At 57.4% G+C, this 26864-nt stretch carries 19 protein-coding genes; 11 read left to right on the top strand and 8 right to left on the bottom strand.

What is annotated here, in order from left to right; translation table 11 throughout:
* The first annotated feature begins 56 nt into the window (after positions 1-56).
* The 3 genes from FYJ78_RS11160 to FYJ78_RS11150 are packed head-to-tail and all read left to right on the top strand — an operon-like array spanning position 57 to position 4655.
* Positions 57-539 (top strand): MarR family winged helix-turn-helix transcriptional regulator, encoded by a 483-nt coding sequence (locus FYJ78_RS11160; protein ID WP_154621465.1) that lies wholly within the window; start codon positions 57-59, stop codon positions 537-539.
* Positions 526-1617, top strand: coding sequence for an efflux RND transporter periplasmic adaptor subunit (locus FYJ78_RS11155; RefSeq protein ID WP_154621464.1), 1092 nt, complete (start codon positions 526-528; stop codon positions 1615-1617). Before FYJ78_RS11160 ends, FYJ78_RS11155 begins: the two co-directional genes overlap by 14 nt.
* Positions 1614-4655, top strand: coding sequence for an efflux RND transporter permease subunit (locus tag FYJ78_RS11150; RefSeq protein ID WP_154621463.1), 3042 nt, complete (start codon positions 1614-1616; stop codon positions 4653-4655). Before FYJ78_RS11155 ends, FYJ78_RS11150 begins: the two co-directional genes overlap by 4 nt.
* A 118-nt stretch (positions 4656-4773) precedes the next feature.
* On the opposite strand, the gene FYJ78_RS11145 is transcribed toward FYJ78_RS11150, so the two are convergent.
* The 6 genes from FYJ78_RS11145 to FYJ78_RS11120 all read right to left on the bottom strand — a co-directional run bounded on the left by FYJ78_RS11145 (position 4774) and on the right by FYJ78_RS11120 (position 13219).
* Entirely contained in the window at positions 4774-6585 is a 1812-nt protein-coding gene (locus tag FYJ78_RS11145; RefSeq protein WP_154621462.1) for a bifunctional metallophosphatase/5'-nucleotidase, read from the bottom strand.
* Between the two features lie 80 nt (positions 6586-6665).
* Positions 6666-8333: a bifunctional metallophosphatase/5'-nucleotidase gene (locus FYJ78_RS11140; RefSeq protein ID WP_154621461.1), complete on the bottom strand. Its 1668-nt coding sequence runs from the start codon at positions 8331-8333 to the stop codon at positions 6666-6668.
* A gap of 82 nt (positions 8334-8415) precedes the next feature.
* Positions 8416-9771 carry an S-layer homology domain-containing protein gene (locus tag FYJ78_RS11135; protein WP_154621460.1) on the bottom strand — a complete coding sequence of 452 codons (1356 nt, stop codon included), beginning with the start codon at positions 9769-9771 and terminating at the stop codon, positions 8416-8418.
* A 315-nt stretch (positions 9772-10086) separates the two neighbouring features.
* On the bottom strand, positions 10087-10461 hold the full coding sequence (locus FYJ78_RS11130) for a P-II family nitrogen regulator (protein WP_154621459.1): 375 nt from the start codon (positions 10459-10461) through the stop codon (positions 10087-10089).
* 18 nt (positions 10462-10479) lie between these two features.
* Positions 10480-11787 (bottom strand): ammonium transporter, encoded by a 1308-nt coding sequence (locus tag FYJ78_RS11125; protein ID WP_154621458.1) that lies wholly within the window; start codon positions 11785-11787, stop codon positions 10480-10482.
* A 472-nt stretch (positions 11788-12259) separates the two neighbouring features.
* Entirely contained in the window at positions 12260-13219 is a 960-nt protein-coding gene (locus tag FYJ78_RS11120; protein ID WP_154621457.1) for a LysR family transcriptional regulator, read from the bottom strand.
* A 165-nt stretch (positions 13220-13384) separates the two neighbouring features.
* Here FYJ78_RS11120 and ttdA point away from each other — a divergent pair, with 165 nt between their 5' ends.
* Positions 13385-14284: a L(+)-tartrate dehydratase subunit alpha gene (ttdA, locus tag FYJ78_RS11115; RefSeq protein ID WP_154621456.1), complete on the top strand. Its 900-nt coding sequence runs from the start codon at positions 13385-13387 to the stop codon at positions 14282-14284.
* Complete coding sequence (gene ttdB, locus FYJ78_RS11110) at positions 14284-14895, top strand: L(+)-tartrate dehydratase subunit beta (protein WP_154621455.1); 612 nt, start codon at positions 14284-14286, stop codon at positions 14893-14895. Before ttdA ends, ttdB begins: the two co-directional genes overlap by 1 nt.
* A 71-nt stretch (positions 14896-14966) precedes the next feature.
* Here ttdB and FYJ78_RS11105 read toward each other — a convergent pair whose 3' ends face one another.
* Positions 14967-15473 carry a DNA-deoxyinosine glycosylase gene (locus tag FYJ78_RS11105; protein ID WP_154621454.1) on the bottom strand — a complete coding sequence of 169 codons (507 nt, stop codon included), beginning with the start codon at positions 15471-15473 and terminating at the stop codon, positions 14967-14969.
* A gap of 234 nt (positions 15474-15707) precedes the next feature.
* Here FYJ78_RS11105 and FYJ78_RS11100 point away from each other — a divergent pair, with 234 nt between their 5' ends.
* Positions 15708-17864, top strand: a complete 2157-nt coding sequence (locus FYJ78_RS11100) for a heavy metal translocating P-type ATPase (protein WP_154621453.1) — start codon at positions 15708-15710, stop codon at positions 17862-17864.
* Positions 17865-17880: 16 nt separating this feature from the next.
* On the opposite strand, the gene FYJ78_RS11095 is transcribed toward FYJ78_RS11100, so the two are convergent.
* Entirely contained in the window at positions 17881-18492 is a 612-nt protein-coding gene (locus tag FYJ78_RS11095; protein WP_195847954.1) for a sigma-70 family RNA polymerase sigma factor, read from the bottom strand.
* Positions 18493-18658: 166 nt separating this feature from the next.
* On the opposite strand from FYJ78_RS11095, the gene FYJ78_RS11090 reads away from it, so the two are divergent.
* The 5 genes from FYJ78_RS11090 to FYJ78_RS11070 all read left to right on the top strand — a co-directional run bounded on the left by FYJ78_RS11090 (position 18659) and on the right by FYJ78_RS11070 (position 26151).
* Positions 18659-19429: a MurR/RpiR family transcriptional regulator gene (locus tag FYJ78_RS11090; protein ID WP_154621451.1), complete on the top strand. Its 771-nt coding sequence runs from the start codon at positions 18659-18661 to the stop codon at positions 19427-19429.
* A 234-nt stretch (positions 19430-19663) separates the two neighbouring features.
* Positions 19664-21784 carry an alpha-glucoside-specific PTS transporter subunit IIBC gene (locus tag FYJ78_RS11085; RefSeq protein ID WP_154621493.1) on the top strand — a complete coding sequence of 707 codons (2121 nt, stop codon included), beginning with the start codon at positions 19664-19666 and terminating at the stop codon, positions 21782-21784.
* A gap of 69 nt (positions 21785-21853) precedes the next feature.
* Positions 21854-23548, top strand: coding sequence for an alpha-glucosidase (locus tag FYJ78_RS11080; RefSeq protein WP_154621450.1), 1695 nt, complete (start codon positions 21854-21856; stop codon positions 23546-23548).
* Positions 23545-24318 carry an HAD-IIB family hydrolase gene (locus tag FYJ78_RS11075; protein WP_154621449.1) on the top strand — a complete coding sequence of 258 codons (774 nt, stop codon included), beginning with the start codon at positions 23545-23547 and terminating at the stop codon, positions 24316-24318. Before FYJ78_RS11080 ends, FYJ78_RS11075 begins: the two co-directional genes overlap by 4 nt.
* Before the next feature lie 270 nt (positions 24319-24588).
* Positions 24589-26151 (top strand): S-layer homology domain-containing protein, encoded by a 1563-nt coding sequence (locus FYJ78_RS11070; RefSeq protein ID WP_154621448.1) that lies wholly within the window; start codon positions 24589-24591, stop codon positions 26149-26151.
* Positions 26152-26864: the final 713 nt, after the last annotated feature.

The following is a 26864-nucleotide window of genomic DNA, read 5'->3' as shown; positions in this document are numbered from 1 at the left end:
AAAGACGCAGAAAAAGAACAGAAATGGACATCGGATGGTTTTAGGGGGAATTTGGTATGGATGATTATGTAAATGTAGGCCGCTGGTTTTCTATTCTGCATCGGCGCTCGCAGCTGTTTGTCGTGGAAGCCTGTCAGAAACTGCATCTTACCTTTTCCGAATATATCATGCTCATCCGGATTTATGATCATGAAGGAGCCAAGCAGGATGAGCTGGCGAACATGCTTTATCTGGATAAGGCCGTCGTGACCCGTACGGTAAATCTGCTTCAGGAGAAGGGGTTTATCTACCGGGAGGTGGATGCAGCGGACCGCCGCATTAAGCATATTTATCTGACCGATTTCGGACGCCAGCAGCACCAGTTCCTGCGCAATATCATTCAGGGCTGGGTAGACTATCTGGTGCGTGATATGAATGAAGAAGAAGTGCAGACGATGTTCCATGGCTTTAATCAGCTGGTGCAGCGGGCCTGCCACGCCGATCTGGTCAAGCTGGCGAGAAAACTGCCGAGTGGAGGCAATGTGCATGAGAAATTATAAAGGGAGTCTGGCAGCCTGTCTGGCTGCGGCGGCGATGATGGCCTTTTCCGGCTGCGGCGGCAGTCAGCAGGCGGAAAAGGCGCCGCTGGTCAAGACGCAGCAGGCGGGCAGCGCCTCGCAGGCGGATATCGGCTCGTATGCGGGAACGGTTCGCGGGCGTTATGAAACGAATATGTCCTTTCAGGTTGGGGGGCAGATCATTGCCCGCAATGTGCAGGTCGGTTCGCCGGTGCGAGCGGGTGATGTGCTGATGACGATCGATCCGCGCGATGTGGTGCAAAAAGCGAATCAGGGCGATGCGCAGGTTGCGTCGGCCCGTGCCCAGCTGGATCTGGCCCAGCGCAATCTTTCCCGCTACAGCGAGCTGTATCAGGAAAATGCTGTGCCGGCCGCGGTACTCGACCAGTATCAGGCCAGCTATGACGCGGCGTTTGCGGCTTATCAGAACGCGCTGGCGCAGGCCGCGCAGGGGCATAATGCGATGGGCTACACGAACCTGACTGCCGGAGCCAACGGCGTCGTTTCCTCCATTACGGCGGAAGAAGGACAGGTCGTAGCTGCCGGACAGACGGTGCTTACACTGGTTCAGACGAATGAGCTGGAAGTCGAGATTCAGGTTCCGGAAAATCGCGTGGCGGACATTCAGACCGGGATGCCGGTCACAGTGGATTTCTGGGCGCTTACGGGGCGGACCGACGGTGTGATCCGGGAGATCGCGCCGATGGCGGACAGCGCCGCGCGCACCTACCGCGTCCGCGTCTCCCTGCCGAATCCCCCTGCCGGGATGCAGCTTGGCATGACGGCCAATGTCCGCATGGTGCAGCCGGATGAACCGGACAGCGGCGCGGCGGGCGGTGCGATTCTGCCTCTTTCCGCCATTTATCAGGATGGAGACACGCCGCAGGTATGGCTTGTCGGCGAGGATGGAACCGTACGGCTCAAAGATGTTGAGATTGGTTCCTTTGGCGATAACGAGGTCGTGGTCTATGGACTGGCACCGTCTGATCTTGTCGTTACGGCCGGCGTTCACAAGCTGCATGAGGGCGAAGCAGTCCGGACGGAGGCATCGGCGTCATGAGAAATCTTACAGAACTGTCCCTGAAACACCGGACGCTGGTCTGGTATTTTATCGTCGTCGCCGTAATCGGCGGCGTATTCTCTTATTTCCAGCTCGGACGCATGGAGGACCCGCAGTTCACGATACGCCAGATGGTCATATCGGCCGCCTGGCCGGGCGCTACGGCGGAACAGATGCAGAATCAGGTCACAGACAAGCTGGAAAAGAAACTGCAGGATACGCCGGGGCTGGATTACATCAAGAGCGAGACGAGGGAAGGCCAGACCGTTATCTACGTCAATCTCAAGGATGAGGTGCCGAAAGCGCAGATCCGCCCGACTTGGCGCGATGTGCGCAATTTTTGTGAAGATATCCGGAAAGACCTGCCGGACGGAGTATACGGACCGTATTACAACGATCGGTTTGACGATGTTTATGGCTCGGTTTATGCTGTGACCGGTGACGGCTACAGCTATGAGGAAATGCGCCAGTACGCGGAAAAGACGCGCCGGATGCTGCTCAACGTGCCGAGCGTGCAGAAGGTCGAGCTGATCGGCGAGCAGCCGGAAAAAGTCTACGTCGAAATCGAACGGGCGAAGCTTTCCGAGCTCGGGCTTAATCCGCAGTCCATCGCGAGCGCGCTGAAGACGCAGAACGAAATGACGCCCTCCGGCATGGTGGAAACCGAAAGCGACAACGTTTATCTGCGCGTCAGCGGAACCTTTGCCGATGTCGGCGCGATTCGCGAAACAAGCATAGCGGCCAATGGCAAGGTGTTCCGCCTCGGCGATATTGCCAAAGTGGAGCGGCGTCCGGTGGAGCCGGCTGAACCGAAGATGTTCTTCAACGGCGAACCGGCTGTCGGCATTGCCGTGTCGATGGAGGACGGCGGCAACATTCTGGCGCTCGGGCGCAGCCTGAAAAAACAGATTGCCGATATTCAGCAGGAGGTACCGGTGGGCATTGAGATTCATCAGGTATCGGATCAGCCGTCGGTCGTCGATCATTCCATTTTTGACTTCGTCAAGACGCTGGTGGAAGCGATCGTTATCGTGTTGGCGGTGAGCTTCCTGTCCCTCGGCGTGCGCACGGGCATGGTCGTGGCCGGCTGCATTCCGCTCGTGCTGTGCGGCGTGTTCTGTATGATGTATATGCTGGGCATCGATCTGCATAAAGTATCGCTCGGCTCGCTGATTATCGCGCTGGGCCTGCTGGTCGATGACGCGATTATCGCGGTGGAGATGATGAGCGTCAAGCTGGAAATGGGGCTCAACCGATTTGACGCGGCCTGTTACGCGTTCCGTGCGACAGCGAAGCCGATGCTGACAGGTACGCTCATCACCTGCTCCGGCTTTATTCCCGTCGCCTTTGCTCAGGGCATGGCCAGTGAATTTTGTCAGGCGCTTTTTCCCGTCATCAGCATTTCCCTGCTGCTTTCCTGGATCGTCTCCGTCATGGTTGCGCCATTGTTCGGCTATCATCTGATCCGTGTCGAGGTCAAGCGCGATGCGGACGGGCGAATCGATCCGTATCAAAGCCGCTTTTACGTCTGGTTCCGCAAGGTACTGGGCTGGTTCCTGACGCACCGCCGGCTGGTTCTGGTGAGTACGCTGGCGGTATTTCTGATCTCACTGGGGATGATGAAGTTCATCAAGCAGGAATTTTTCCCGACGTCGACCCGTCCCGAGGTGCTTGTGGAAATGAAGCTGCCGGAAGGGGCTTCGATGGAAGCCTCGCAGCAGGTGGCCGACCGCATGTCCGACTGGCTGCAGGAGCGGCAGGAGCTGCTGGCCAATTATTCGTACTACGTCGGCCGGTATGCGCCGCGCTTCGTGCTGACCGTCGATCCGAAAGCCGACGCGGACAATGCGACGCAGTTCGTTCTCGTGGCGAAAGATACAAAATCCCGGGAAAAACTGGCGCAGGAACTGGAGCAGGCCTTCAGCGACGAGTTTTCGGACGTCCGGGCCAAGATTCAGTATATCCAGACCGGCCCGCCGTCCGACTATCCCGTTATGCTGCGCGTGACGGGGTATACGACGGATCAGGCCAAGGACCTGGCCCGTCAGGTCGAAGGCGTCGTCAGCAAGGACCCGAATCTTTATAACGTCAACACAGACTGGGGCGATAAAAGCAAGGTCATGCATCTGGAACTGGATCAGGCGAAGCTGCGCGCGCTTGGCGTCAGCAGCCAGACCGTTTCCCAGCAGATCTATACGGAGGTTACGGGGGCGTCAGCTGCGCAATTTTACGCGGGCGACCGGACCATCGATATCGATCTGCGGCTGGCCGGCACAGACCGGCGCGATCTGTCCCAAATCAAGGACCTGCCGATTTTCCTCGGAAAGGCTGGTTATGTGCCGCTGGAACAGCTGGCCAAGATCTCCTATGATGCGGAAGACGGCCTGATCAAGCGCCGCAACCTTATGCCGACCGTCACCGTGCAGGCGGATATTCACAGCGGGACGGCGAACGATGCCACGCAGAAAGCCTATGAGGCGACGAAAGAACTGCGGGACAGCCTGCCGTTCGGCTGCCGGATCGAGCCGGCCGGCACGCTGGAGGACAGTCAGGATAACGTTGCTTATCTGCTGAAGCCGGTACCGGTTATGGTCTTTATCATCATGACCCTGCTGATGTTCCAGCTTGGCAGCGCCAAACAGATGCTTCTGACCGTGCTGACCGCGCCGCTTGGCCTTATCGGCGTATCCTGGGGCATGCTTATCACCGGTTCGGCCATGGGGTTCGTGGCGGAGCTGGGAATTCTTGCCTTGTTCGGTATGATTATCCGCAATTCGGTCATCCTCATCGACCAGATACAAAAGCATCTGGCCGATGGAGAAAGCCCGTGGGATGCCGTGATTGATTCGGCCATCCTCCGCTTCCGGCCGATCATGCTGACGGCGGCGGCAGCCATTCTGGGCATGCTTCCGCTTATGGCCAGCACCTTCTGGGGGCCGATGGCCGTAGCCATTGCAAGCGGGCTTTTCGTGGCGACGGTTCTGACCCTGCTGGTTCTGCCGACGATGTATGCGGCAGCCTACCATGTGGAAAAGTAAACCAGTATCCGCATACGAAAAAGAATGAAATTGCGGTCCGTCTGACAGGCGGGCCGCTTTTTGTGCTCAGAAAAAGGGCTGGGACAAAATGAACTCATTTTGTCCCAGCCCCTGTTTCTTATTTCAGATCACTTTCATTTATCGACTGAATGTTGGTGTACTTGCCGTCCTTTGAATTATGCAGGGAAAGGGTGCCGGCCTTCCGCTGCGCTGCCGCTTTTTTATAAGCGGCGGAGTCGCGGTCGAAACCGGTGATTTTCCAGTCATGAACGGGTTTGACGTCAATCCTGCCTTTTTTGACCTCGCGGATGTAGCGGATGGCCATGTTGCGGATGGTCCCGTCCGTCTCGCCGAATGCCTTGAGCGAGGTCCAGAGCTCCGGGAAATGGCGTCCCTCCAGCGCGCCGCCTTTGGCGATGAGCTGGTTCATGCGATAGGCATTCATGCCCAGTTTGAGCTTGTCCGCATCGCCGATGAGCCTGCCCGATTTTTTGAGGCGCAGGTTCCGGATGCGGGAGCCTGCCGGCTGCGTCAGATCGATTTCGTAAGTGACGCCGCCGAAGATGTCATTCGTGCTGTACTTGGACGAACGGCGCGCGGGATTGTAGCTCGGCGCGATATCGCCGGGCTGTTTCTGATTGAAATAGGCCGCCGCCCATTCCATGTAGTCCTTGAGATCGCGTCCCGTCACCTCATATACCGTTGTCTCGCCGCCCGTGTATTCATAGTTGAACGCAATATCCTTGCGGCGGATCGGCCCGACTGCCTGCTGGGCGTTGTCGCGGCTGATGATGACCGACACGACATCGGCGCCGCTGTAATAGAGCTGGACTTCATTGAAGAAATTCGTGAGCGGCGTATCGGCCACCTGCACCTCGCTGATGCCCGGCATCGTGTCTTCCGGCACCATATTTATACCGGTCACTTCGCCGATTTGTTCATTGGCCACGGCACGCGCTTTTTCATGAAAGGGCGCCAGCTCCTTTTCCAGACCGGCATCGGACGAAGCCTTTCCGACCGGCAGGGTCTGCGCTTTTTTGTCCGTCAAAACGAACCGGCCGTTTTCCTTTCGGAACGTCAGGTCGATGCGCGTCAACGCCTGACCGTATTTATACGGCTCGGAAACGAGTACGCCGTGAATGGTTTTGCCGCTGACATTGCGGTGCATATGACCGGCTACGATGGCCGCAAGCTCCGGACATGCCGCAGCGATGTCCGTCACGCCGGTATCGGGAATATCATTCTCATTGTCCACGCCCATGTGCATGACGCCTACGAGTACATCCGCCTTTCCGTTCAGCTCCGCGATTGCCTTGCGAGTCTCATCCTTTGGATTTTTGACGACGACGCCTTTCAGGTGATCCGAGTTCTTTTCAAACTCGGCGATCATCGGCGTGTCCATGCCGATGATTCCGACGCGGATCCCGCCGCGTTTCACAACGGCCGTCGCCGGCATGAAGCGCTTTCCGCTGTCCCAATAGACGTTGCCGCAGAGCACCTGTCCCCGGAACTGTTTCGTCACATGGCGCAGTACGTCCAGACCGAAGTTGAACTCATGGTTGCCCATATTCCAGACATCGTATCCCATGCGGTTCATCGCCACGACCATCGGCTGCGCCTTGCCGGTATTGAACTGCTCGACGCTGTTGTCCTGAATGGCATCGCCGCAGTCGACCAGAATCGTATTCGGATTTTCCGCGCGAATCTGCCGGATCATGGTGCTGAGCTGTACCATGCTGCCTGAGCGGTCCTCGTGGTCTGTCGCGTAGTTCCACGGCATGAACCGGCCATGGACATCCGAAGTCCCGAGAATCGTGACCGTCACGGTATCACCGGCGGCGGCCCAGGCCACCGCGCCCGGGAAAGAACCGGTGATCATGGCAGATACACAGCCTGCCAGCAGAAGGTTTCGTATGTTGTTCCAACGCATTTTTTTTGCCCCCTTCACGGTGTGAATAGCAAACAGACTTTTCCCGAAGGAAAAGTCCGTTTTTGCTTCCAGCAAAGCGATTATTTGATTACATTCCAGTTATGGTCGCAGGTCGGCGTGATCGTCCCTTTCTCCTGCACATAGCGGATCATGAGGGCGCGCATCTGGCCGTCGTCGCCGTATTTGCGCATGGAGTCGAAGATGACCTTCGGCTTTTTGCCGTTCGTGTAGCCCATTGCCGCCATATAGCCGCTGCCGCCGTTCATGCGGTAGTCGTTGATGGCCATCGTGAACGTATCCGTGTCCTTGACATCCTTGCCCTTATACTGGAGCTTCGTGATGCGGCTGCCGACCGGCTTCGTCATGTCGATGGTGTAGTCCACACCCTGAATCATGTCGTAGTTGTAGTCCGGCGTCGTGCCGTAGAAGCTGGCCGCATGCTCCATGTACTTGCGCAGCTCAGCGCCGTTGATCTCGATGCCGTAGAGATAATTCTCGTAGATATAAAGGCCGGACATCTCCTGCAGAGTGATCGGTCCCTTGTCGATATTCTGGCTCGTGTTGAACGAAGCCGAAGCCGAAAGCTGCGTGCCGGCATAGTGGCGCTGCACTTCATTGACGAGATCGACGATCGCCGAATCCTGATGATTCGACTCCGCGCCGGAGAACTCATCGGCCGCCTGACCGATGACCGTCTGGAGGTGTTTCAGCGTCTTTTCGTGCCATGGCTTTACCTGAGCGACGATCGCCGGATCGTCCTTGACGCCTTTCGTCGAAACGGCCTGCGTCGAGACTTTCTGCACCGTCCATTTGCCGTCGGCTTTCTTGAGCGTCAGCTTGCTCACGCCGACGAATTTGCCGTCTTTGCCGCTTTCGACAACCGGTACGCCGTTGATGACGCCGTCGGAATAAACCGTTCCGTCCGGTCCCGTTACGCCTTTCTGGTTGTCAATGACGACATGGTTGTGCGCGCAGATCAGAAGCGAAAGCTCCGGGCAGGCCTCGGCGATGCTCACGACCTGATTCTCCGCCGAGTTGCGGTCGCCGCGCGGCACGCCCGAATGCGTCACGCCGATGATGATGTCGGCGCCCTGCGCCTTGAGCTCTTTGATGCACTGTTTTATGACCGGAACCTGATCGGTGAAGTGGACGCCGGCAAAATGCGACGGATCTTCGAAATTCGGGATAGCCGGCGTATCTGTGCCGATGATGCCGACCTTCACCTTTTCGCCGTCGATCTTGACCGTCTTCATGAGATACGGCCGGACGCCGTTCCAGGTCTTTCCGGTCTTATCATCAATGACGTTGGCGCCGAGGACGTTCTTGTTCTTGCCGATTGCCTTGCGCAGATAGTCGAGCCCGAAATTGAATTCATGGTTGCCGAGCTCGATCGCATCGTAGCCGATCTTGTTGAACGCGGCAAACATCGGGTGCTGGCCGGCTTTCCACTCATTCGGATGCTGAACCATATAGGTATCGAGCGGCGTACCCTGCAGGATATCGCCGCCGTCGATGACGAGGATATCGTCGTCCTGTCCTTTGTTTTTGCGGCCTTCATTGATGATCGTGCTGACCTTTGCCAGTCCGAGATCAGCCTCTTTGGCCGTAAAATAATTCCAGCCGATGACGCTGCCGTGAATGTCCGAGGTCGAATAGACCGTCAGATCCCCGGCGAATGCCGTTCCCGACGTAATGGCGGCAGACAGCGCGGCGATGGCCAGAATTTTTTTTGAACGTTTTCCAAACATATATCTTCCTCCCGTCAGCGAAAGACGCGTTCCGGGCTTTCTTCAGGGGAAAGCCCCGGGAACGGCTTCCTTTTCGCTAGAATCAGAACTGCCACTCCATACGGCCGAAGAGCTCTTTATAATTGTGGTTGCCGATCAGCGTCTTGCCGACTTCATACTGCAGCCAGGTATAGGTGTGCTTCATCGGATTGCCGATGATGCTGAGCGCGAGGCCCTTCGTGCCCGGGTCCATGGTGTAAGTAGCCGTCGGGCCGACGTTCTGGCCGACATAGCGGTAAGCAACGCTGGCGCCCCACTGGCCCTGATGCTCCGTGTTGAAGTTTTCGAAATCCTTGTAGCCGAGGACATAGTGGAAGGAATCGTTGTAGTTTTCCGCTGCAAAGTTATGGCCATAGTTGTACTGGAGCGCCCAGTTCTTATTGAAATGATATGTGGCCTTGCTCGTAACGACATTCATCTCATGTTTATGGGCGTTTTCACCAATAGCGGCTTTGCCATAGCCCGGCAGGAAGCCAAAATCATCGGAATCGAGATGATGGTAAGCTACGCCCGTATTGGTCCATTTGCCCGCGCTGACATTGAGACCAATAGCCTGATAACTGGCAGTTGCATCATTTACGGCATTTCCCTTTGCCACATCTTTAGCATAGAGGAAGTATTCATTGCCGCTGTTCAGGGTGAAGCGACCGGCATTGATCGTCGTGATAAGGCCCTTCTTTTTCCCGAAAGCGACCTGCGCGCCGGAGAAATGCGTATCGAACATGATGTCCATGTCGATGCCGACCGGCATGCGGCCGAATTTCCACGTCGTGTTGCCGTAGCGGCCCTCAGCCCAGAGACGCTTGAGGCCGAGCGTGCCCTGTGAATCATTTTTCATATCGCCGTAAGCATCGAGACGCGCGCGGACTTTCCAATGGTCGTTGACCTCTGCGATCGGTTCCAGACGGAACGTCGTGGAATTGTTGTTGGCGCGGACCTTGGTGTCGCCCTTTTGTGCTACCTTGCCGCCGTTGACATAGAGATCGATCGGCGCTTTGTCATAGCGGAGGCTGCCGTAGTCATAGCGCAGCATGCCGTGCCACTGTACCTTGTCGGCGTTTTTCTCGAGCTGTGCCACGCGCACGCCGAGGTTGTTCAGCTCATCGGCGAACTCAGCGGCGAGCTTGTCAATGAGCGCCTTGTCCGTGCCGCCGACATTCTGCTTTGCCATAGCCTTGGCAACCATCTGCGCCATCTCATAGCGCGTAATGCTGCGGTCTCCTTTGAACGTGCTGTTGCCGTAGCCTTCGATGACGCCGTCGGCGGCCAACTGCGTTACGGCATCATAGGCCCAGTGGTCAGCCGGTACGTCGCTGAACGGATTGGCCGCGGCAAACGTCGTGCCGGCAGCGCCAATGACCATGGCGGCGGTAAGTGTGGATACGAGTGATTTTTTCATGAATAACGCTCCCCTAAAGATAAAATGATTTCGAAGCCCCGCAACAAACAAACGCCCCTTACGAATGTATTTTTTTGTTCCGAGTCCTCCTGCAATGGACGAATCCATCGTTATTGCGATCTTATTATAGTTTGTTTTTTATTGATATAAAAGGACGGATGACCGGTATAGTCCATGTTTGTTTACTATTTTTTCAGACCGTTTTCATCTTCATTCTTTTTGTGGGCAAAATAAGATACCCCCGGACAGAACCATTTGTTTTTTACGATTCTGTCCGGGGGTATCCTTTTGAAGAAAGAAGAAAGAGTTATATCGTCAGGCTTCTTTGTGTTCGCCCGGGATATCCATGATCGCCTCCGGGCCATGCTGACCGGTACGGATGCGCACGGCGTCGCTGAGATCCGTTACGAAAATCTTGCCGTCGCCGAAATTGCCGGTGCGCAGAACCTTCTGCGCCGTATCGAGAACCTTTTCGACGGGTACCTCACAAATGACGGTTTCCACCTTGATCTTCGGAACCAGATTGATGTCATACTTTTTGCCGCGATATACTTCCTCGTGGCCTTTCTGCAGACCGCAGCCGAATACCTGACTAACCGTCATGCCCAGCACGCCGATCTCATTGAGCGCTTTCATCAGATCATCCAGCTTGCTGGACCGGGTGATGATCTCGATTTTCGTGATTTTCATGATGGCACCTTACCTTTCTCATTTTCCACTGCTCATACCCATGACCGTATTGGCCAGCATTTCGCTGGAATCTTCGAAACTGCCGAGCATCGGGCTGCCTGTCAGGACTGAACGGGCATAGCCGCGCTCACCGTGTTCGACGATATCGAGACCGGTAAGTTCTTCGGTTTCGTCAGCGCGAGCTTTAAGAAAGGCATTGACGATCTGATAGAGAACCCAAGTGCCGCAGATCGCAAGCGCATAAGCGACGGCGATCGAAATGAGCTGTGCGACGAAAAGATGCGTATCGCCGTAATACAGACCGTTGGCGCCGGCCGGATTGATGTCGGTGGTCGCCCAAATGCCGGTAGCGATTGCGCCCCAGGTGCCGCCGATGCCATGGACACCGAAAGCGTCCAGCGCATCGTCATAACCGAGTTTTTCTTTCAGGACAGCGACGGCGAAGTAGCAGACCACACCGCCGACAAGGCCGATGATGACGGCCGGGAGCGGCGCGACAAAACCGGCGGCCGGTGTGATGGCGACAAGACCGGCGATGCAGCCGGAAGCAGCGCCGAGAATCGTCGGCTTGCCGTTCATCTTCCATTCAGCGAGAACCCAGGATACGGTTGCTGACGCAGCCGCGGCCTGCGAGGTGACAAAGGCATTGGCGGCAAGGGCGTTGGCACCGAGAGCGCTGCCGGCATTAAAGCCGAACCAGCCGAACCAGAGAAGCGAAGCGCCAAGAACCGTCATGGGAAGATTGTGCGGGATCATAGCGGTATGACCATAGCCGGTGCGTTTCCCAAGCAGAATGCAGAGCGTCAGGCCGGAAACGCCGGAAAGAATATGGATGACCAGACCCCCGGCGAAATCCAGTGCGCCGAGATTGGCGAGGAAGCCGCCGCCCCATACCCAGTGGGCCATAGGATTATAAATGAAGATCGCCCAAAGCAGGATAAACACCGCAAAAGCGGCAAATTTCATCCGCTCGGCGAAAGCGCCCGTGATGAGTGCCGGAGTGATTACGGCAAACATGCACTGGAACGCGACAAAAGCCAGCTCAGGAATCGTGCCATTCTCCAGCACGTTCATACCGACGCCCGTAAGGCCGATCTTATCGAGGCTTCCGATGAAACCGTTGATATCTGTTCCGAATGTCATGGTATAGCCGATGAGGATCCACTCCACAGAAATCATCGCGACGATGAAGAAACTCTGCATAATGGTCGTAAGTACATTCTTGCTGCGGACCATGCCGCCGTAAAAGAGGGCAAGACCCGGTGTCATAATAAATACGAGGGCCGCACTGATGAGGACCCAGGCCGTATCGCCTGTATCGATCATGATAATCAAATCCTTTCTAAACGGTAATTCATGAAAATAAAAACAGATGAAGAAACATAATAGGGGGTAAGGGATAATAACAAATCAAAAAGGCGCACGCCATTCCGGGGGGAATGACGAGACGCCTTTGTCTCTGGCAGTGTGCCGGAGATGGCACACCGAAACATGATACTTGACAGACAACCAACAGAGGGGAAGAAAACAGAAAGCCCCGCAAAATCCGGTACCTGATTTTGCGGGGCGTCGTTGCCTCTCGTCTGTTGATGCTTTTATTATAGTCATCCTGACCGTCGGTGTCAATGGCAATCTTCATGTATACAAGGATACAGCAGGATGCCTTTGCGCGCGTTCCTGACGTTGTCTCGGCAGAATACGAACTTAAATCCCCCTTCTATCGCGAATGAAATGGATAATCAACCCCAAAATCGGGATCATGGAAGAAAACATTTATCCGATGCGGACGGGGTTCCTTTTACTGCGGCGCCTGCGCTTCGGGCAGGATGCCGTTCGGGGCGGGGAGGGAGCAGAAGGCCCGGAGACTGCGGATAAAAGCGCGTGCCGCCTGCGAAAGATAGCGGCTGCGCCGCCAGGCGATGAGGACGCGCCGGTGCGGATGGATGTCGAGAGCGGCGTAACAGGGCGGCTGAGCCGGCCGGAATCCGGCGACGATCGTATCGGGAAGCAGCGTCGCGCCGAGCCCTGCACCGGCCAGCGACTGGGCGGCCTCCAGACTGCGGGTTTCCAGCTTGATCTGCGGCGCAAATCCTGCTTTGGCGCAGAGCGTCATCATGTGGTTGTGAATCTTCTGCTCTGGATGCAGGCTGATAAATGGCGTGTCCCGGAGCGCCGCCAGCGGCAGCACCGGAAGGGACGGAGACAATCGGTCGGGCAGGCCGTAGTGGACGGCCAGAGGATGATCGGGCGGCAGGGCCAGCAGCAATTCTTCCTGAAACAGTTCCTCCGCGGTGAACTGCTTCAAATCGATGGGAGCAAGGGAAAGCACGATGTCTACACTGCCGTCCTGCGCGAGCCCTTCCAGCTGGCGCGTCGTGCTTTCGCGCAGCCGGACCTGTATTTGCGGGTAATCCCGCTGGAATCCGGGCAGAAAGCGGGAAAGAAGATACGTGCTGCGGAACGGCGAGCTGCCGACGGTGATGCTGCCGGCAGAGCGCTTCAGCATATCGTCCGTCCGCTGCTGAAACTCCTCATCGAGATCGAGGATGCGGCGGGCCGTTTCCAGATACAGGCTGCCGATCGCAGTCGGGCGCAGCGGCGTGACGCTGCGGTCGAAAAGGGGCGCGCCGATTTTTTTCTCGACGCCGGCGATCAGCTGGGACAGGGAAGGCTGGGAAATATAGAGCTTCTGAGCGGCCTTGGAGATGGTTCCCTCTTTGGCTGTGGTCAGGATATAGCGGAACTGACGAAATTCCATGATCGTACACCTCACTGATACATAGGGAAAAACCAATATATATTATAATTATATTCGTATTCGACTTATAACGGAAGGCCATCTATAATAAAAGCAGAAAGAAAAAGACGGTGCCCATCAGAGCACCGCCGCGCAGGATAAAGGATAAAGGAGAGGAAGGATATCATGACAAAGCAGGAAGCCGTATCCCGCATGACGGATACCATGGCGAAATTTGTCGCGTTCACGGGCAAGCGCCTGCCGGACGATGTCCGGCAGAAAATCGCGGAGCTGGCCGCGCAGGAAGAGGAACCGCTGGCGAAATCCATCTACCAGACCATGATGCGGAATCAGGAACTGGCGCAAAAGCTCAACCGTCCGAGCTGTCAGGATACCGGCGCGATTCAGTTCTTTTTGAAATGCGGCTCGGAATTTCCGTATCTGGGCGAATTGCCGTCCCTGCTTCGCGAGGCAGTCATACGGGCGACGAAGGATGCTCCGCTGCGTCACAATGCGGTGGAAACCTTTGATGAATACAACACGGGAAAAAATGTGGGCCTTGGCATACCGTCGCTGTTCTGGGATATTGTACCGGGGCGCGACGACTGCGAAATCTACACCTATATGGCGGGCGGCGGCTGCTCCCTGCCCGGCAAGGCAAAAGTCCTGATGCCGGGTGAAGGCTATGAAGGCGTGACGAAATTCGTACTCGACGTCATGACAAGCTATGGGCTCAATGCCTGCCCGCCGCTGCTGGTCGGCGTCGGTATCGGCACATCGGTCGAAGTGGCGGCTCTGCAGTCGAAAAAGGCCTTGATGCGCCGCATCGGCTCACACAATCCGAATCCGAAAGCGGCGAAAATGGAGCGGCTGCTGGAAGACGGCATCAACAAGATCGGCCTTGGCCCGCAGGGCCTGCGCGGCAAACATTCTGTCCTCGGCGTCAACATCGAGAACAGCGCCCGCCATCCGTCGGTGATCGGCGTAGCGGTGAATGTCGGCTGCTGGTCGCACCGCCGCGGCCATATATTATTTGACCGGGACTTGAACGTTACGATAGACTCTCATTCGGAGGTGGATTTCTGATGGCTGAAAAAGTGCTTACGACTCCGATCAGCGCGGAGGATCTGGAAGATATTCATGTCGGCGACGTGATCTATCTGACCGGCGAGCTTACGACCTGCCGCGACGTAGCGCACCGCCGCGTCATTGAGGAAAAGCGCCCGTTGCCGGTGGATATAAAAGACGGCGCGATCCTGCACGCGGGGCCGATCATCCGTCCGCTCGGCGGCGACCAATACGAGATGGTGACCGTAGGGCCGACCACCTCCATGCGCATGGAAAAATTTGAAGAAGCGTTCATCCGCGAGACGGGTGTGCGGCTCATCATCGGCAAAGGCGGCATGGGCGAGGGCACCATGCGCGGCTGCCGCGACTACAAGGCGATCCATTGCGTATTCCCGGCTGGCTGTGCCGTCGTAGCGGCCTCCTGCGTCGAGAAGATCATCGCGGCCAACTGGAAGGATCTCGGCATGCCGGAAACGCTCTGGACCAGCAAAGTCCGGAAATTCGGCCCGCTGATCGTTTCCATCGATACCCATGGGCGGAACCTCTTTGAGGAAAACAAAGTGATCTTCAATGAGCGCAAGGACAAGGTCTGCGAGGAGATTTGCCGGGAAGTCGGCTTCATCAAATAACCGGCTTCGGCTGCCGTTTCTTTCGCAGCGGCCTTTGAAGGAAGGAACCTCTGGATTCCCTGATGGGCTTATCAGCTGGCTTCGTGCGGCGTGATGACCTTTCCCCAGGCCTCGGCCAGCATGTCCATGCGCCAGCGGGCATTGGCCGGACTGGTGGACGGCAGAGCATGGAACGAAAGATCCGTCCGGGACAGCAGCGCCCGGTTATAGCGCCGGAACGCCTGAGCGGATTTTGCGCCGTTAAAGCAAATCGTATGGATTCGGGGATAATCCCGGAGCAGAGCAGTGAAATCATTGCCCTGCTCTTTTTTTATGGCCGAATCCAGACTGCCGTCCCGCTCGCAGGCCCCGATCGAGTCCCAGAGCGCGATGTGGCGGCGCAGCAGCATCCTCAGGCGCTCTTCATAGGCGGCGGGCGCCTCCCGTTCGCTGAGCAGGCGGGCCATGAGCGGCCAGAACCGGTTCTGCGGATGGGCGTAATACTGCTGCTCCTCAAGCGAGCGGACGCCGGGCATCGATCCGAGGATCAGGATGCGGCACGAGCTATCGATACTGGGCGGAAAGCCGATGCAATGCATATCCTTCAACTCCTGTTCGTTGGATTCGCCGCTCCGAAGCCGGGCGGCGGATTCGTTTTGCTTCTTTACCTTTCTTTCTATTCTATCATAGATTGGCCGGCCCGTTTCTTCTGCCTACACCAGCGTTTTTCTGCCGAAACTTTTGCTTGACAGAGCGCGCTTATTTGGTATAATAAACCCAACGAGTGAATAAGTGTTCATATGTTATAAACCGGGTATCTTGGAGGGAATCGCATGAATGAAAGACAGAAAAAACAGCTCATCCGCATCGTCGCGGCCGCAGTGCTGCTGGCCCTGCTGGCCGCTCTTCCCCTTTCGGGCTTGACGCGTTTTGGCGCCTATCTGATCCCCTATCTGCTGATCGGCTATGATGTCCTGTTCAAGGCGGCCCGCGGCTTGAAAAACCGGCGTCCGCTGGATGAATGTTTCCTCATGGCCGTGGCGACGCTGGGCGCGATGGGACTGGCCGTTTATGAGGATGGAGATTATACTGAGGGCGTCGCCGTCATGTTGTTCTATCAGATCGGGGAGTGGTTCCAGAGCTATGCGGCGGGGCGGAGCCGTCGGGACATCCGCAGCCTCATGGACATCCGGCCGGACTATGCGAACATCGAGCGGGAAAACGGACAGCTGGAGCAGGTCGATCCGCGCACCGTCGCGCCGGGTTCTCTGGTGATCGTCCGGCCGGGCGAAAAGATTCCGCTGGACGGCGTGGTGGAAAAAGGCGCATCCAGCCTGAATACCGTAGCCCTGACCGGGGAGAGCATGCCGCGCGATGTCGCGCCGGGCGATGCGGTGGCCAGCGGCTGCCTCAATCAGCAGGGGGTCCTGCGGATCCGCACCACGCGGGACTTCGGCGAGTCCGCGGCATCCAAAATCCTGCGGCTTGTCGAAGAGGCCGGCGCCCGCAAGTCGAAATCCGAGCGGTTTATCGCGCGCTTTGCCCGCGTGTACACGCCGGCTGTCGTCGGCGCGGCCATCCTGCTGGCGCTTTTGCCGCCGCTGGTCCGCGTGGCGGGTATGGGGCTGGCGCCGGAGTGGGGCGTCTGGTTTTACCGTGCGCTGACCTTTTTGGTCATCAGCTGCCCGTGCGCATTGGTCATCAGCGTACCGCTGAGCTTTTTTGCGGGCATCGGCGGTGCCAGCCGCCGGGGCGTCCTGATCAAGGGAGCCAATTATCTGGAAACGCTGGCCGCTGTCGATACGGTCGTCTTTGACAAGACCGGCACACTGACGAAAGGCGTGTTCGAGGTGTCCGCCGTCCATCCGGAAAAACTGGACGAGCGCCAGCTCCTCCATCTGGCCGCGCACGTCGAGAGGTTTTCCTCCCACCCGATCGCCGCGTCGCTGAAAGCCGCCTATCCCGATGAGGCCGACGACTGCCGGGTGGAAGAGGCCGAAGAGATCGCCGGGCAGGGCATTCGGGCCCGCGTGAACGGCAAGACGGTCTGCGTGGGAAACAGCCGCATGATGGAGCGCATCGGTGCGGCATGGCGCGAGTGCAGCCATGCCGGAACGGGGACGGTAATCCACGTCGCGGTTCAGGGCGTCTATGCCGGTCATATCATCATCGAGGACGTGATCAAGGAGCACGCGGCGGAAGCGATTGCCGGACTGCGTGAAAACGGAGTCCGGAAGCTGGTCATGCTGACCGGCGATGCCCGCCCGGTGGCGGAGTATGTAGCGGGCCGTCTCGGTCTGGATCTTGTCTATAGTGAGCTTTTGCCCGCCGGCAAGGTAGACCGGGTGGAGCAGCTCTTGGCGGAAAAGAAGGGAAGCCGCGGCCGTCTGGCCTTTGTCGGCGACGGCATCAACGATGCGCCGGTTCTTTCCCGCTCCGACGTCGGCATTGCGATGGGCGCGCTGGGCTCCGACGCGGCCATCGAGGCGGCGGACGTCGTGCTCATGGACGACGACCCGATGCAGATCGTCGCGGCGCAGCGCATTGCCCGCAGGACGATGCGCATTGTGCGTCAGAACATCTGGGGCTCCATCGGTGTCAAAGCGGCCGTGCTGCTGCTCGGCGCATTGGGGCTGGCCAACCTCTGGGCGGCCGTTTTCGCCGATGTTGGCGTCATGGTGCTCGCCGTCTGCAATGCGATGCGGGCCCTGCTGGGCGTAAAAAAAACCGGAGCGGAATCTTCCGCCCCGGATTCCGCGGCGCCGGATGGGCCGCAGCATTCCTATCGGATTGAGGTAGACTGTGCGAACTGCGCGGGACTGATGGAGGACGCGGCCCGCCACACGCCCGGCATCCGGACTGCGGCGGTAAACTTCATGGCGCTCCGCATGAACGTGGAGTTTGAAGAAGGGCAGGAGCCTGCCGCGGTCATGGCGCGGGTCCGCGCGAACTGCAAAAAAATCGAAAACGACTGTGAAATCTACTTTTGAGCAGGTGTGCCGTCGGTTACTCCGGACAGGTGAACCCATTCTTCATCCGCAGGCGGCGCAGCAGCTTTTCCTTTGCCTTGCTGATGCTCTGGCGCGTGACGCCGAGGATTCGCGCGGCCTGCACCTGTGTGAGATCCTGCACGAACAGGAGATTCAGCAGCCGCTTTTCCGCCGGACTCAGCCAGTGGAGGAGCTGCCGCAGATACTCCCGGCGGCAGACCGTCTCCTCGGGGTGGCCCTCCGGACAGCCATCGGGCGCGCCGAGGAGGCCCGGGCAGACTTCCGCTGCGCCTTCATGCACCGTGCGGCTCCGCTCCCGGCGCAGGCGGGCCGCCGCATCATGGAGGCGCAGCCGCACGCGCCGCTGCAGAAACGCCGCGAAATGCACGCCGCGCTCCGGATCATAGTCATGCACGGCCTCGACAAAGGCAAGGCGCGCAAGGCCCTCCGTCTCGTCGCCGAGCGCCGACAGATACCGCCGTCCCGCCTCATGCCGCAGCAGCCCCTGATACAGCGCGAAGAGCCGCAGCATAGCGCCGCTGTCCTCCGCCGCCAGCCGGATAAGCGCATCCTCCTCCTGCTTGCTCATCGCGTAAACCGGGTCTCTGTCGCTGTTTTTGTTTTCCATAGGGATTCCTCCTTCTTCTCCACGGTTATCCATCTCAAACGGACAAATCCATTGTAAAAGATGCGAATGAGGTGCGAAAAAGCGCGAATGGTGAACCATTCGCGCTTTTTCGTACCCTTTTCAGGACTATTGTGCTATAATAAGCGCAATAAAGGGGGGGATTCGTATGCGATTGGAAGAAATCATCAACCAGCATATGAGGGATTTGAACGACACTGACATGGCGATCTGGAAGTACATCCTCCAGCACCGCTCAGAGGTGCGGCACACCTCGATTCATGAGCTGGCCCGCGCCTGTGCCGTGTCGAGCACGACTGTCGTGCGCTTCGCGCAGAAACTGGGATTTGACGGCTTCGGGGAGCTAAAGGCCGTCATGAAGATGGAAGAGCCGGCCAAGTCCTTCTACCACGAGGATGTGCTGCAGGACATGCAGGACTTCTACCGCCAGACCAGCGAAAAACTGTTCAAGCGCAGCTTCGACGAAGCGAGTCAGCTGATTCATGAAGCCAATCGCGTATTCGCCTTTGCCTCAGGCTATGTGCAGAGCAACGTCATTCAGGAAATCAAGCGATTGTTTTTTTACGACAACGTATTCATCTACGAGATTCGGGGCTATGAAGAGTTCCGCTCCGTCATGCGGAGCGTGACGCGCGACGACCTCTTTATCTTCGTCGCCCTGTCCGGCGAGACTTCGATGGTCGTAGACTTCGCCCGCCAGCTGCAGCTGCGCGGCGTCCCGCTGATCTCGATCACCAAGCTGCACGACAATACGCTGGCCAGTCTCTCGACGGTCAACCTGTATGTATCGCCGGCCCGGTTCCAGCTCTACGACGATGACGACGAGCACACGGCGTTCCAGTCGATGATGCCGTACTTCATGCTCATCGAGATCTGGTATGTCAAATACCGCATGTACCTCGTGCGGCAGGACAAATAACCAGTCGGGGCAAGGGTACATGGGGTGTGTACCAAATTTCATGAAATGTAACAAAATACCGCATGAGGGCAATATGCCGAAAGGCCGCGAAACTATTGAGTTCGCGGCCTTTTTGCGTTATTCTTTAAGCAACAAGATAACCGTGACGTGGAGTCCGGCAGAGGTCGGATGTCCGCGCAGCAAGTTCATCATCATCCTTCCCCGGCGGGGAAGATAAAAATGGAGGTTGGGGTTATGTCAATCAGTAAGGACCGCGTCATGCAGGGGATGCAGCGGTTTGGCGGCGCGATGTACACGCCGGTCATCCTGTTCGCATTCTTTGGTATCATGGTTGCGATTTCCATCGTCTGCAAGAACGAAGGACTTCTCGGAAGTCTGGCGGCCAAGGGAACGCTTTGGTATGATTTCTGGTTCGTCGTCGAACAGGGCGCCTGGACCGTATTCAGCCAGATGCCGATCCTGTTCGCCATCGCCGTGCCGATCGGCTTCGCCAAGAAAGAACCGGCGCGCTGCGCGATGGAATCGTTCGTCATCTACATGGTGTTCAACTATTTCATCTCCGGCATCCTCACACTGAACGGCGCGTTCTTCGGCGTAGATTATAGCCAGAGCGCCGGAGCCGGCACAGGACTCGCGATGATCGCGAACATCAAGACCCTCGACATGGGCATGCTCGGAGCGATCTTCATCGCCTGCGTCACCGCATGGCTCCACAATCGCTTCTACGACACGGATGTTCCGGACTGGCTCGGCATCTTCAAAGGCCCCGCCTTTGTCGTGGCCGTCGGATTCCTCGTCATGCTGCCGATGGCCCTGATCTTCTGCTTCGTATGGCCGGCCATCCAGCACGCGATCATGCAGTTCCAGGGCTTCCTGAAAACCAGCGGCATCGTCGGCGTATGGTGCTACACCTTCTCCGAGCGCATCCTGCTCCCGGCGGGCCTGCACCACTTCATCTACCTGCCGTTCATCTTCGGCCCGGCCGTCTGCGACGGCGGCATCCAGCAGTACTGGCTGCAGCACCTCAATGACTTTGCGACAAGCGCGCACAGCCTGAAAGAAATGTTCCCGGAAGGCGGCTTTGCCCTTCACGGCAGCGCCAAGGTATTCGGCCTGCCGGGTGCGGCGCTCGCCATGTACATGTGCGCTAAACCGGAAAAGAAGAAAAAGACCGCAGCCCTGCTGATCCCGGCCACGATCACGGCAATGCTCTGCGGCATCACGGAGCCGCTGGAATTCACTTTCCTCTTCGTCGCTCCGCTGCTGTATCTCGTCCATGCGGTTCTCGCTGCGACGCTTTCCTCGACATTGTACCTCTTCGGCCTGTCCGGCAACTTCGGCGGCGGCCTCATCGACTGCTTCGTACAGAACTGGATTCCGCTCTTCAAGTTCCATGCTGGGACCTATATCACTCAGATCATCATCGGTCTCTGCTTCTTCGTGATCTACTTCCTCGTATTCCGCTTCATGATCCAGAAGTTCGACTATAAGACGCCGGGCCGCACGGACGACGATGTGGAAGACAAGCTCTTCTCCAAGGCGGAATATCAGGCCAAGAAAGAAATGGAAGAGATGGGCATGGCGGACAACCCGCAGGCCATCAAAGCGAAAGTATTCCTCGACAACCTCGGCGGCCCGTCCAACATCAAGGAAGTCACGAACTGCGCAACGCGACTGCGCGTCACAGTCAACGACCCGGACAAAGTAAAACCGGCCTCGAAGTTCACTAAAGCCGGCGCGTTCGGTCTGGTCAAGAACGGCCATGCCATTCAGGTCATCGTCGGACTCTCCGTCCCGCAGGTGCGCGGCTACTTCGACGCCCTGCTCAAAGGCGAGGTCATAAAGCCCGCCGCCACTGAACAGGAAACGGCTCCGCATCATGCTCCGGCCGCGCCGGACCTGGCGATGAAGCTCAACGCATACATCTCCGGACACCTCATCGACATGTCCGAAGTCAAAGATGAAATGTTCTCGCAGAAAATGATGGGCGACGGCGTAGCCATCGACCCGTCCGGTGATACCGTCGTCGCTCCGGCCGATGCCGAAGTCACGATGGTCATGGAAGAAAGCCTGCATGCCGTCGGGCTGCGCCTCGACAACGGCGCGGAGCTTCTGATCCATGTCGGCATCGACACGGTCAAGCTCGAAGGCAAGGGCTTCGAGCTCCTGACGAAACAGGGCGCACGCGTCAAAGCCGGCGATCCGCTGGTCCGGTTCAACCGTCAGGTTATCAAGGACGCGGGCTATCAGGACACCGTTATCATGGCGGTCACCAACTACACCGACTATCCGCAGATGAAAAAAGCGGCCGATCAGGACGTCACGGCCAACGAAACGCCGATCCTGACCTTCTGAACCGCTCCCGGCGGAGGGCGAAAGCCCTCCTGCCAAGGCAAAACCAAAACGATTTAAGGAAAGATACTCATGAATGATTTGAAATGGTGGCAAAAGACGATCGTCTATCAGGTCTATCCGAAAAGCTTCATGGATACGACCGGCAGCGGGCAGGGGGACATCCCCGGCATCACCCATCGTCTGGACTACCTGAAAACATTGGGAGTCGGGGCCATCTGGCTCACTCCCGTCTACCCGTCGCCGATGGTGGACAACGGATACGACATCGCGGACTACACCGGGATTGATCCGTCCTACGGAAGCATGGAGGACATGGACGAACTGATCGCCGAGGCGAAAAAGCGGGACATCCGCATCGTCATGGATCTGGTTTACAACCATACCTCCGACCAGCACAGCTGGTTCCGCGAGTCGCGCTCAAGCCGCGACAATGCCAAGGCCGACTGGTATATCTGGCGCGACGCGAAGCCGGACGGCTCCGCGCCGACCAACTGGCGCAGCATCTTCGGCGGCAGCGCCTGGACATGGTGCGAGGAGCGCCAGCAGTACTACCTGCACACCTTCGCCGAAGCCCAGCCGGATCTCAACTGGGAAAACCCCGACGTCCGGCGGGCGCTCTACGATGCCGCGAACTTCTGGGTGGACAAAGGCGTCGGCGGATTCCGCATCGATGCCATCGTCTACATCAAGAAACCGCAGGACTTCGCCGACGGCGAGCCGGACAGCGCGGACGGCATGGTCAACATCCATAAGATCATCGCCGACACGCCGGGCATCCTCGACTTCCTGCACGAGTTCCGCCGCGAGGTATTCGACGGGCATGACATCTTCACCGTGGCCGAAGCCAACGGCGTCGAGCCGTCGGAGCTTGCCGACTGGGTCGGCGAAAAGGGTGCCTTCGACATGCTGTTCGAGTTCAGCCACATGAATCTTGAATTCCCGGACGGCGAGCTCTGGAGCCACGCGACAGGCTGGAACCTGAAGCTTTTGCCGCAGCTCAAAGCCTGCCTGACGGCCAGCCAGCAGGCGACCGCGGACAACGGCTGGTATCCGGTATTCTTTGAAAACCACGACCAGATGCGCAGCGTCCGCCACTTCTTCCCCGACGACGCCGACCCGGCCGTTACGGCCAAGGCCATGGCGACCGTCCTGCTGACCCTCCGGGGTACGCCCTTCATCTACGAAGGACAGGAAATCGGCATGGACAATATCGCCTGGGACACCATCGGCGAATACAACGACATCTCCTCGCATGGCCAGTACGAGCTGGCTCTGGGCGAAGAATTCAGCGAGAGCGAAGCGATGCGCTTCGTCCATCGGTACAGCCGCGACAATGCGCGCACGCCGATGCAGTGGACGCGCGGCTATCAGGCCGGCTTTACCAAAGGGAAACCATGGCTGCCGGTTCATGAGGACTACCGGACCTGCTGCGTCGAGAGCGAAGCGCTCGACGAGCACTCCGTGCTGATCTACTACCGCCATCTATCCCGCATCCGCCGCACTGGCGAGGTTGCGGACATCCTGCAGCAAGGCTCCTATCAGGAACTTCTGCGGGAGCATCCGGAAATTTACGCATTCCGCCGCCGTCTGGGACATCGCCAGACGATTACGCTGGTCAACTTCAGCGGCCGGGAAGCCAGCTATCCGGCGGATCTTCTGACGGGCGCGTCGACGGTGATTACCTCGATGCCGGGCACCTGCAAAGGAACCCTGCGCCCCTATGAAGCCGCAGTCTATGTCATGGAAGGAGAGGACGACGCATGAAGATCGCAGCCAGCGATTACGACGGGACACTGTTCCGCAACGATACCATCGCGGCCGCCGATGCACAGGGTGTGCATCGCTGGCGGGAGGCCGGACACCTCTTCGGTGTCGTCACAGGCCGTGACTACGGCATGCTGGCGCCCCAGCTCCGCCACTATGGTATCGAATCCGACTACGCCGTCTGCAACAACGGCGGCCTGATCTGCAAGGCAGACGGCACACCCCTTTGGCAGGGCAGGATTCCCCTGCAGACACTAGCCGAAATGGTCAGGGAGCCGGGTGTGCGCCGCTCCTTCCACTTCGCCTTCTCCGCGGCGGACAAGACATACCTCTACCATGAGCGCGAAGGCTCATGGATCAGCCGCGAGGCGAAACAATGGGACTTTACCATCGTTCCGATCACCGAGCAGGACATCATGAGCCTGCCGCAGATACACCAATTCTCACTGGGCTACCCTGACCCCAGTGAATCGGCCGAGGTCAGCGAGATTCTCAACGCCCGTTACGGCGATGTGATCCACGCCTACCCGAACCGCTGCAGCCTGGACATCACGCCCAAAGGCATCAGCAAAGAACAGGGCATCCGCAAACTGATTGAACTCATGGGCTGGTCGAGTCCGGAGATCTACACCATCGGTGATGAGATCAATGACCTGCCCATGATCGAAGCCTTCGGCGGTTTCACCGTCGACACGGCGCGCGACGCCATCAAGGCAAAGGCCCGCGGGGTCTACGCCGGCGTCGGAGCCATGCTTGAGGCGAATATATAACCCCTTTTTTCATCCCTTTTTCGACTCCCTACATTAGTTGGTGCACAGCGCTCCCCTTTGCTGTGTGCCACCCCGAAAAATCCAGCGACGCGGGAAGGCTCCCGCCGCCGCTGTTGCGATAACATCCTTATGGATATGTGCAGAGGTTTTCCTATCGGAACAAGGAAAGATGCGAAGACCTCTTCTCATATAAAAAGAATTGTGAGAATGTTTGCAAGCCGCAGACAATACTGCAAGGTTTGCAGACGAAAGGGAAAGGAAGTATCATCTATGAGACTCAACAAGAAAGCTCTGGCAATCCTCACGGGACTCACCCTCAGCGCAGGACTCGGCAGCACGGCTTTCGCGGCATCGGCGGACAGCTTCACCGATGTGCCGAAAGACCACTGGGCCTATCAGGCCCTCGACTACCTTGCCAAGGAAGGCGTCATTGACGGCATGGGCGACAGCACCTTCCAGGGCGGCCGCACCATGACCCGCTACGAGATGGCCAGCATCGTCGCCAAGGCCATGCAGAAAAAAGACGTCAGCTTCGGGGACAAAGCTGTACTGGACAAACTTTCCGCGGAGTACGCCGGCGAACTCGACACCCTGAACAAAAAAGTCGACGCCAACACGAAAGCCATCAAAGACCTCAACGCCAAGACGGATAAGTTCAAGGTCTGGGGCATGACGCGTGTACAGGCCGGCGATGATAATGGATTGGTAAAAGATGGACATAACGGCGATTATAATAACCGTTTCTATATGGATCTTGAGGGTTCGATGAAGATCAATCCGTATGCTACGGCTCGTTTCACTATCGAGAAAAATGCCCGCACGCGCGACAGTGAATACAGCACCTTAAAAACGGGTGATGTTAGATGGGTTAAGCATAAAAAAGCAGACGGTACCTATGAATGGTCTGAACGTCCTATTGTTTATGATAAGACCATTTCGGCGGAAACGCGTGATAGTGAACAGGCTGATGCCAACCATAATGGATCAATCAGCAACATTTGGGTTGAACTGGCATTGGGTAAACAGCATAACTGGTATACCAATATCGGCCGCAAATGGAACGGCATCGGCATGCAGAACCTGTTGCTTGGCGGACAGATTGATGGTATCGCAACTTATCATCCGATTGAAAAAGGTCATGGCTGGTGGTTCAGTGCGCAGTATTTCAAACCATCGGCAGACTGGTCGTCTGATCAGAATATCGAAGTTGATGATAATGGAAAGGTTATCAGCGTAGATCGTTACACGCATCGTGCTCCGGTAGCGGCAGCAGTAGACTTCTGGGGTCCGCTTGGCAAATACATGGATGCAAACATTGCTTATGCACGTGTTGTAGGACATGAGCTTGAGCATAACGATGGTAATCTTGGTTTCTACACTGGTGCTAAGAACTTTATCAGTGCAGATTTGAAGATCAGACCGTTTAAGGACTTTAGTGTGACAGGTTCGTATGTCAAGTCTGATGCAAAATATGATTGGATGAAGAGCTATGCAGGGTTTGCTAAGTTTGATACAGACTGGGCTGTGCGTATGGAGTATAAGGGAACAGATTTGAATAAAGTAAAATCCTGGGGCCTTTATGCAAAGTGGGTTAACCTTGGTGTGGCTGCTGATCTCGGTCATGATGATGAGTGGGCTACGCGTGAACCGACCTTTGTATCTGGTGTTAAAGGCTGGTATTTCGGCTTCAAGATGGTTCCGTGGAAAAACTGCGAATGGGAGACGATGTGGGCTCCGCATCTTACGGAAAATACCAATGGACGCAATGATGCTGGAGAGCGGACGGCTTACAAGCGCCACATCCTCCGCAGCTGGGTGGACTTCCATTTCTAATCTGCTGAAAGCAGCTTGAAGCACTCTCCCAAGCGCCCAACCCCTCATCCGGGTTTGCTCCGCTCACCCACCTTCCCCCCAAGGGGAAGGCATGAGGAGATAAGCCTTCTCCTCAGGAGAAGGTGGCCGCGAAGCGGTCGGAAGAGGTGTTCCACGCGGGGCGTATCTTCCCGCGAAGCGGCCATCGAACAATGTCCCCTCATCCGGCCTCGCTCCGCTCACCCACCTTCCCCCCAAGGGGAAGGCATGAGGAGATAAGCCTTCTCCTTAGGAGAAGGTGGCCGCGAAGCGGTCGGAAGAGGTGTTCCACGCAGGGCGTATCTTCCCCGAATGGGACATCGAACAGCGATCCCCTCATCTGGGTTTGCTCCGCTCACCCACCTTCCCCCCAAGGGGAAGGCATGAGGAGATAAGCCTTCTCCTGAGGAGAAGGTGGCCGCGAAGCGGTCGGAAGAGGTGTTCCACGCAGGACGTATCTTCCCCGAATGGGACATCGAACAGCGATCCCCTCATCCTGGTTCGCTCCGTTCACCCACCTTCCCCCAAGGGGAAGGCATGAGGAGATAAGCCTTCTCCTGAGGAGAAGGTGGCCGCGAAGCGGTCGGAAGAGGTGTTCCACGCAGGACGTCTCTTCCCCCGAATGGGACATCGAACAGCGTCCCCTCATCCGGGTTCGCTTTGCTCACCCACCTTCCCCCCAAGGGGAAGGCATG

Origin of the sequence: Wylensekiella montiformis (assembly GCF_009697385.1) — a bacterium.
Taxonomy (GTDB): domain Bacteria; phylum Bacillota; class Negativicutes; order Selenomonadales; family Selenomonadaceae; genus Selenomonas_A; species Selenomonas_A montiformis.
The sequence above is the reverse complement of the archived record's forward strand: the minus strand, read 5'-3'. Positions and strand labels throughout refer to the sequence as shown.

Bases quoted from the DNA above. Each gene is read 5' to 3' on its own strand.
- FYJ78_RS11160 (WP_154621465.1), top strand. From the start codon at position 57: ATGGATGATTATGTAAATGTAGGCCGCTGGTTTTCTATTCTGCATCGG.
- FYJ78_RS11155 (WP_154621464.1), top strand. From the start codon at position 526: ATGAGAAATTATAAAGGGAGTCTGGCAGCCTGTCTGGCTGCGGCGGCG.
- FYJ78_RS11150 (WP_154621463.1), top strand. From the start codon at position 1,614: ATGAGAAATCTTACAGAACTGTCCCTGAAACACCGGACGCTGGTCTGG.
- FYJ78_RS11145 (WP_154621462.1), bottom strand. From the start codon at position 6,585: ATGCGTTGGAACAACATACGAAACCTTCTGCTGGCAGGCTGTGTATCT.
- FYJ78_RS11140 (WP_154621461.1), bottom strand. From the start codon at position 8,333: ATGTTTGGAAAACGTTCAAAAAAAATTCTGGCCATCGCCGCGCTGTCT.
- FYJ78_RS11135 (WP_154621460.1), bottom strand. From the start codon at position 9,771: ATGAAAAAATCACTCGTATCCACACTTACCGCCGCCATGGTCATTGGC.
- FYJ78_RS11130 (WP_154621459.1), bottom strand. From the start codon at position 10,461: ATGAAAATCACGAAAATCGAGATCATCACCCGGTCCAGCAAGCTGGAT.
- FYJ78_RS11125 (WP_154621458.1), bottom strand. From the start codon at position 11,787: ATGATCGATACAGGCGATACGGCCTGGGTCCTCATCAGTGCGGCCCTC.
- FYJ78_RS11120 (WP_154621457.1), bottom strand. From the start codon at position 13,219: ATGGAATTTCGTCAGTTCCGCTATATCCTGACCACAGCCAAAGAGGGA.
- ttdA (WP_154621456.1), top strand. From the start codon at position 13,385: ATGACAAAGCAGGAAGCCGTATCCCGCATGACGGATACCATGGCGAAA.
- ttdB (WP_154621455.1), top strand. From the start codon at position 14,284: ATGGCTGAAAAAGTGCTTACGACTCCGATCAGCGCGGAGGATCTGGAA.
- FYJ78_RS11105 (WP_154621454.1), bottom strand. From the start codon at position 15,473: ATGCATTGCATCGGCTTTCCGCCCAGTATCGATAGCTCGTGCCGCATC.
- FYJ78_RS11100 (WP_154621453.1), top strand. From the start codon at position 15,708: ATGAATGAAAGACAGAAAAAACAGCTCATCCGCATCGTCGCGGCCGCA.
- FYJ78_RS11095 (WP_195847954.1), bottom strand. From the start codon at position 18,492: ATGGAAAACAAAAACAGCGACAGAGACCCGGTTTACGCGATGAGCAAG.
- FYJ78_RS11090 (WP_154621451.1), top strand. From the start codon at position 18,659: ATGCGATTGGAAGAAATCATCAACCAGCATATGAGGGATTTGAACGAC.
- FYJ78_RS11085 (WP_154621493.1), top strand. From the start codon at position 19,664: ATGTCAATCAGTAAGGACCGCGTCATGCAGGGGATGCAGCGGTTTGGC.
- FYJ78_RS11080 (WP_154621450.1), top strand. From the start codon at position 21,854: ATGAATGATTTGAAATGGTGGCAAAAGACGATCGTCTATCAGGTCTAT.
- FYJ78_RS11075 (WP_154621449.1), top strand. From the start codon at position 23,545: ATGAAGATCGCAGCCAGCGATTACGACGGGACACTGTTCCGCAACGAT.
- FYJ78_RS11070 (WP_154621448.1), top strand. From the start codon at position 24,589: ATGAGACTCAACAAGAAAGCTCTGGCAATCCTCACGGGACTCACCCTC.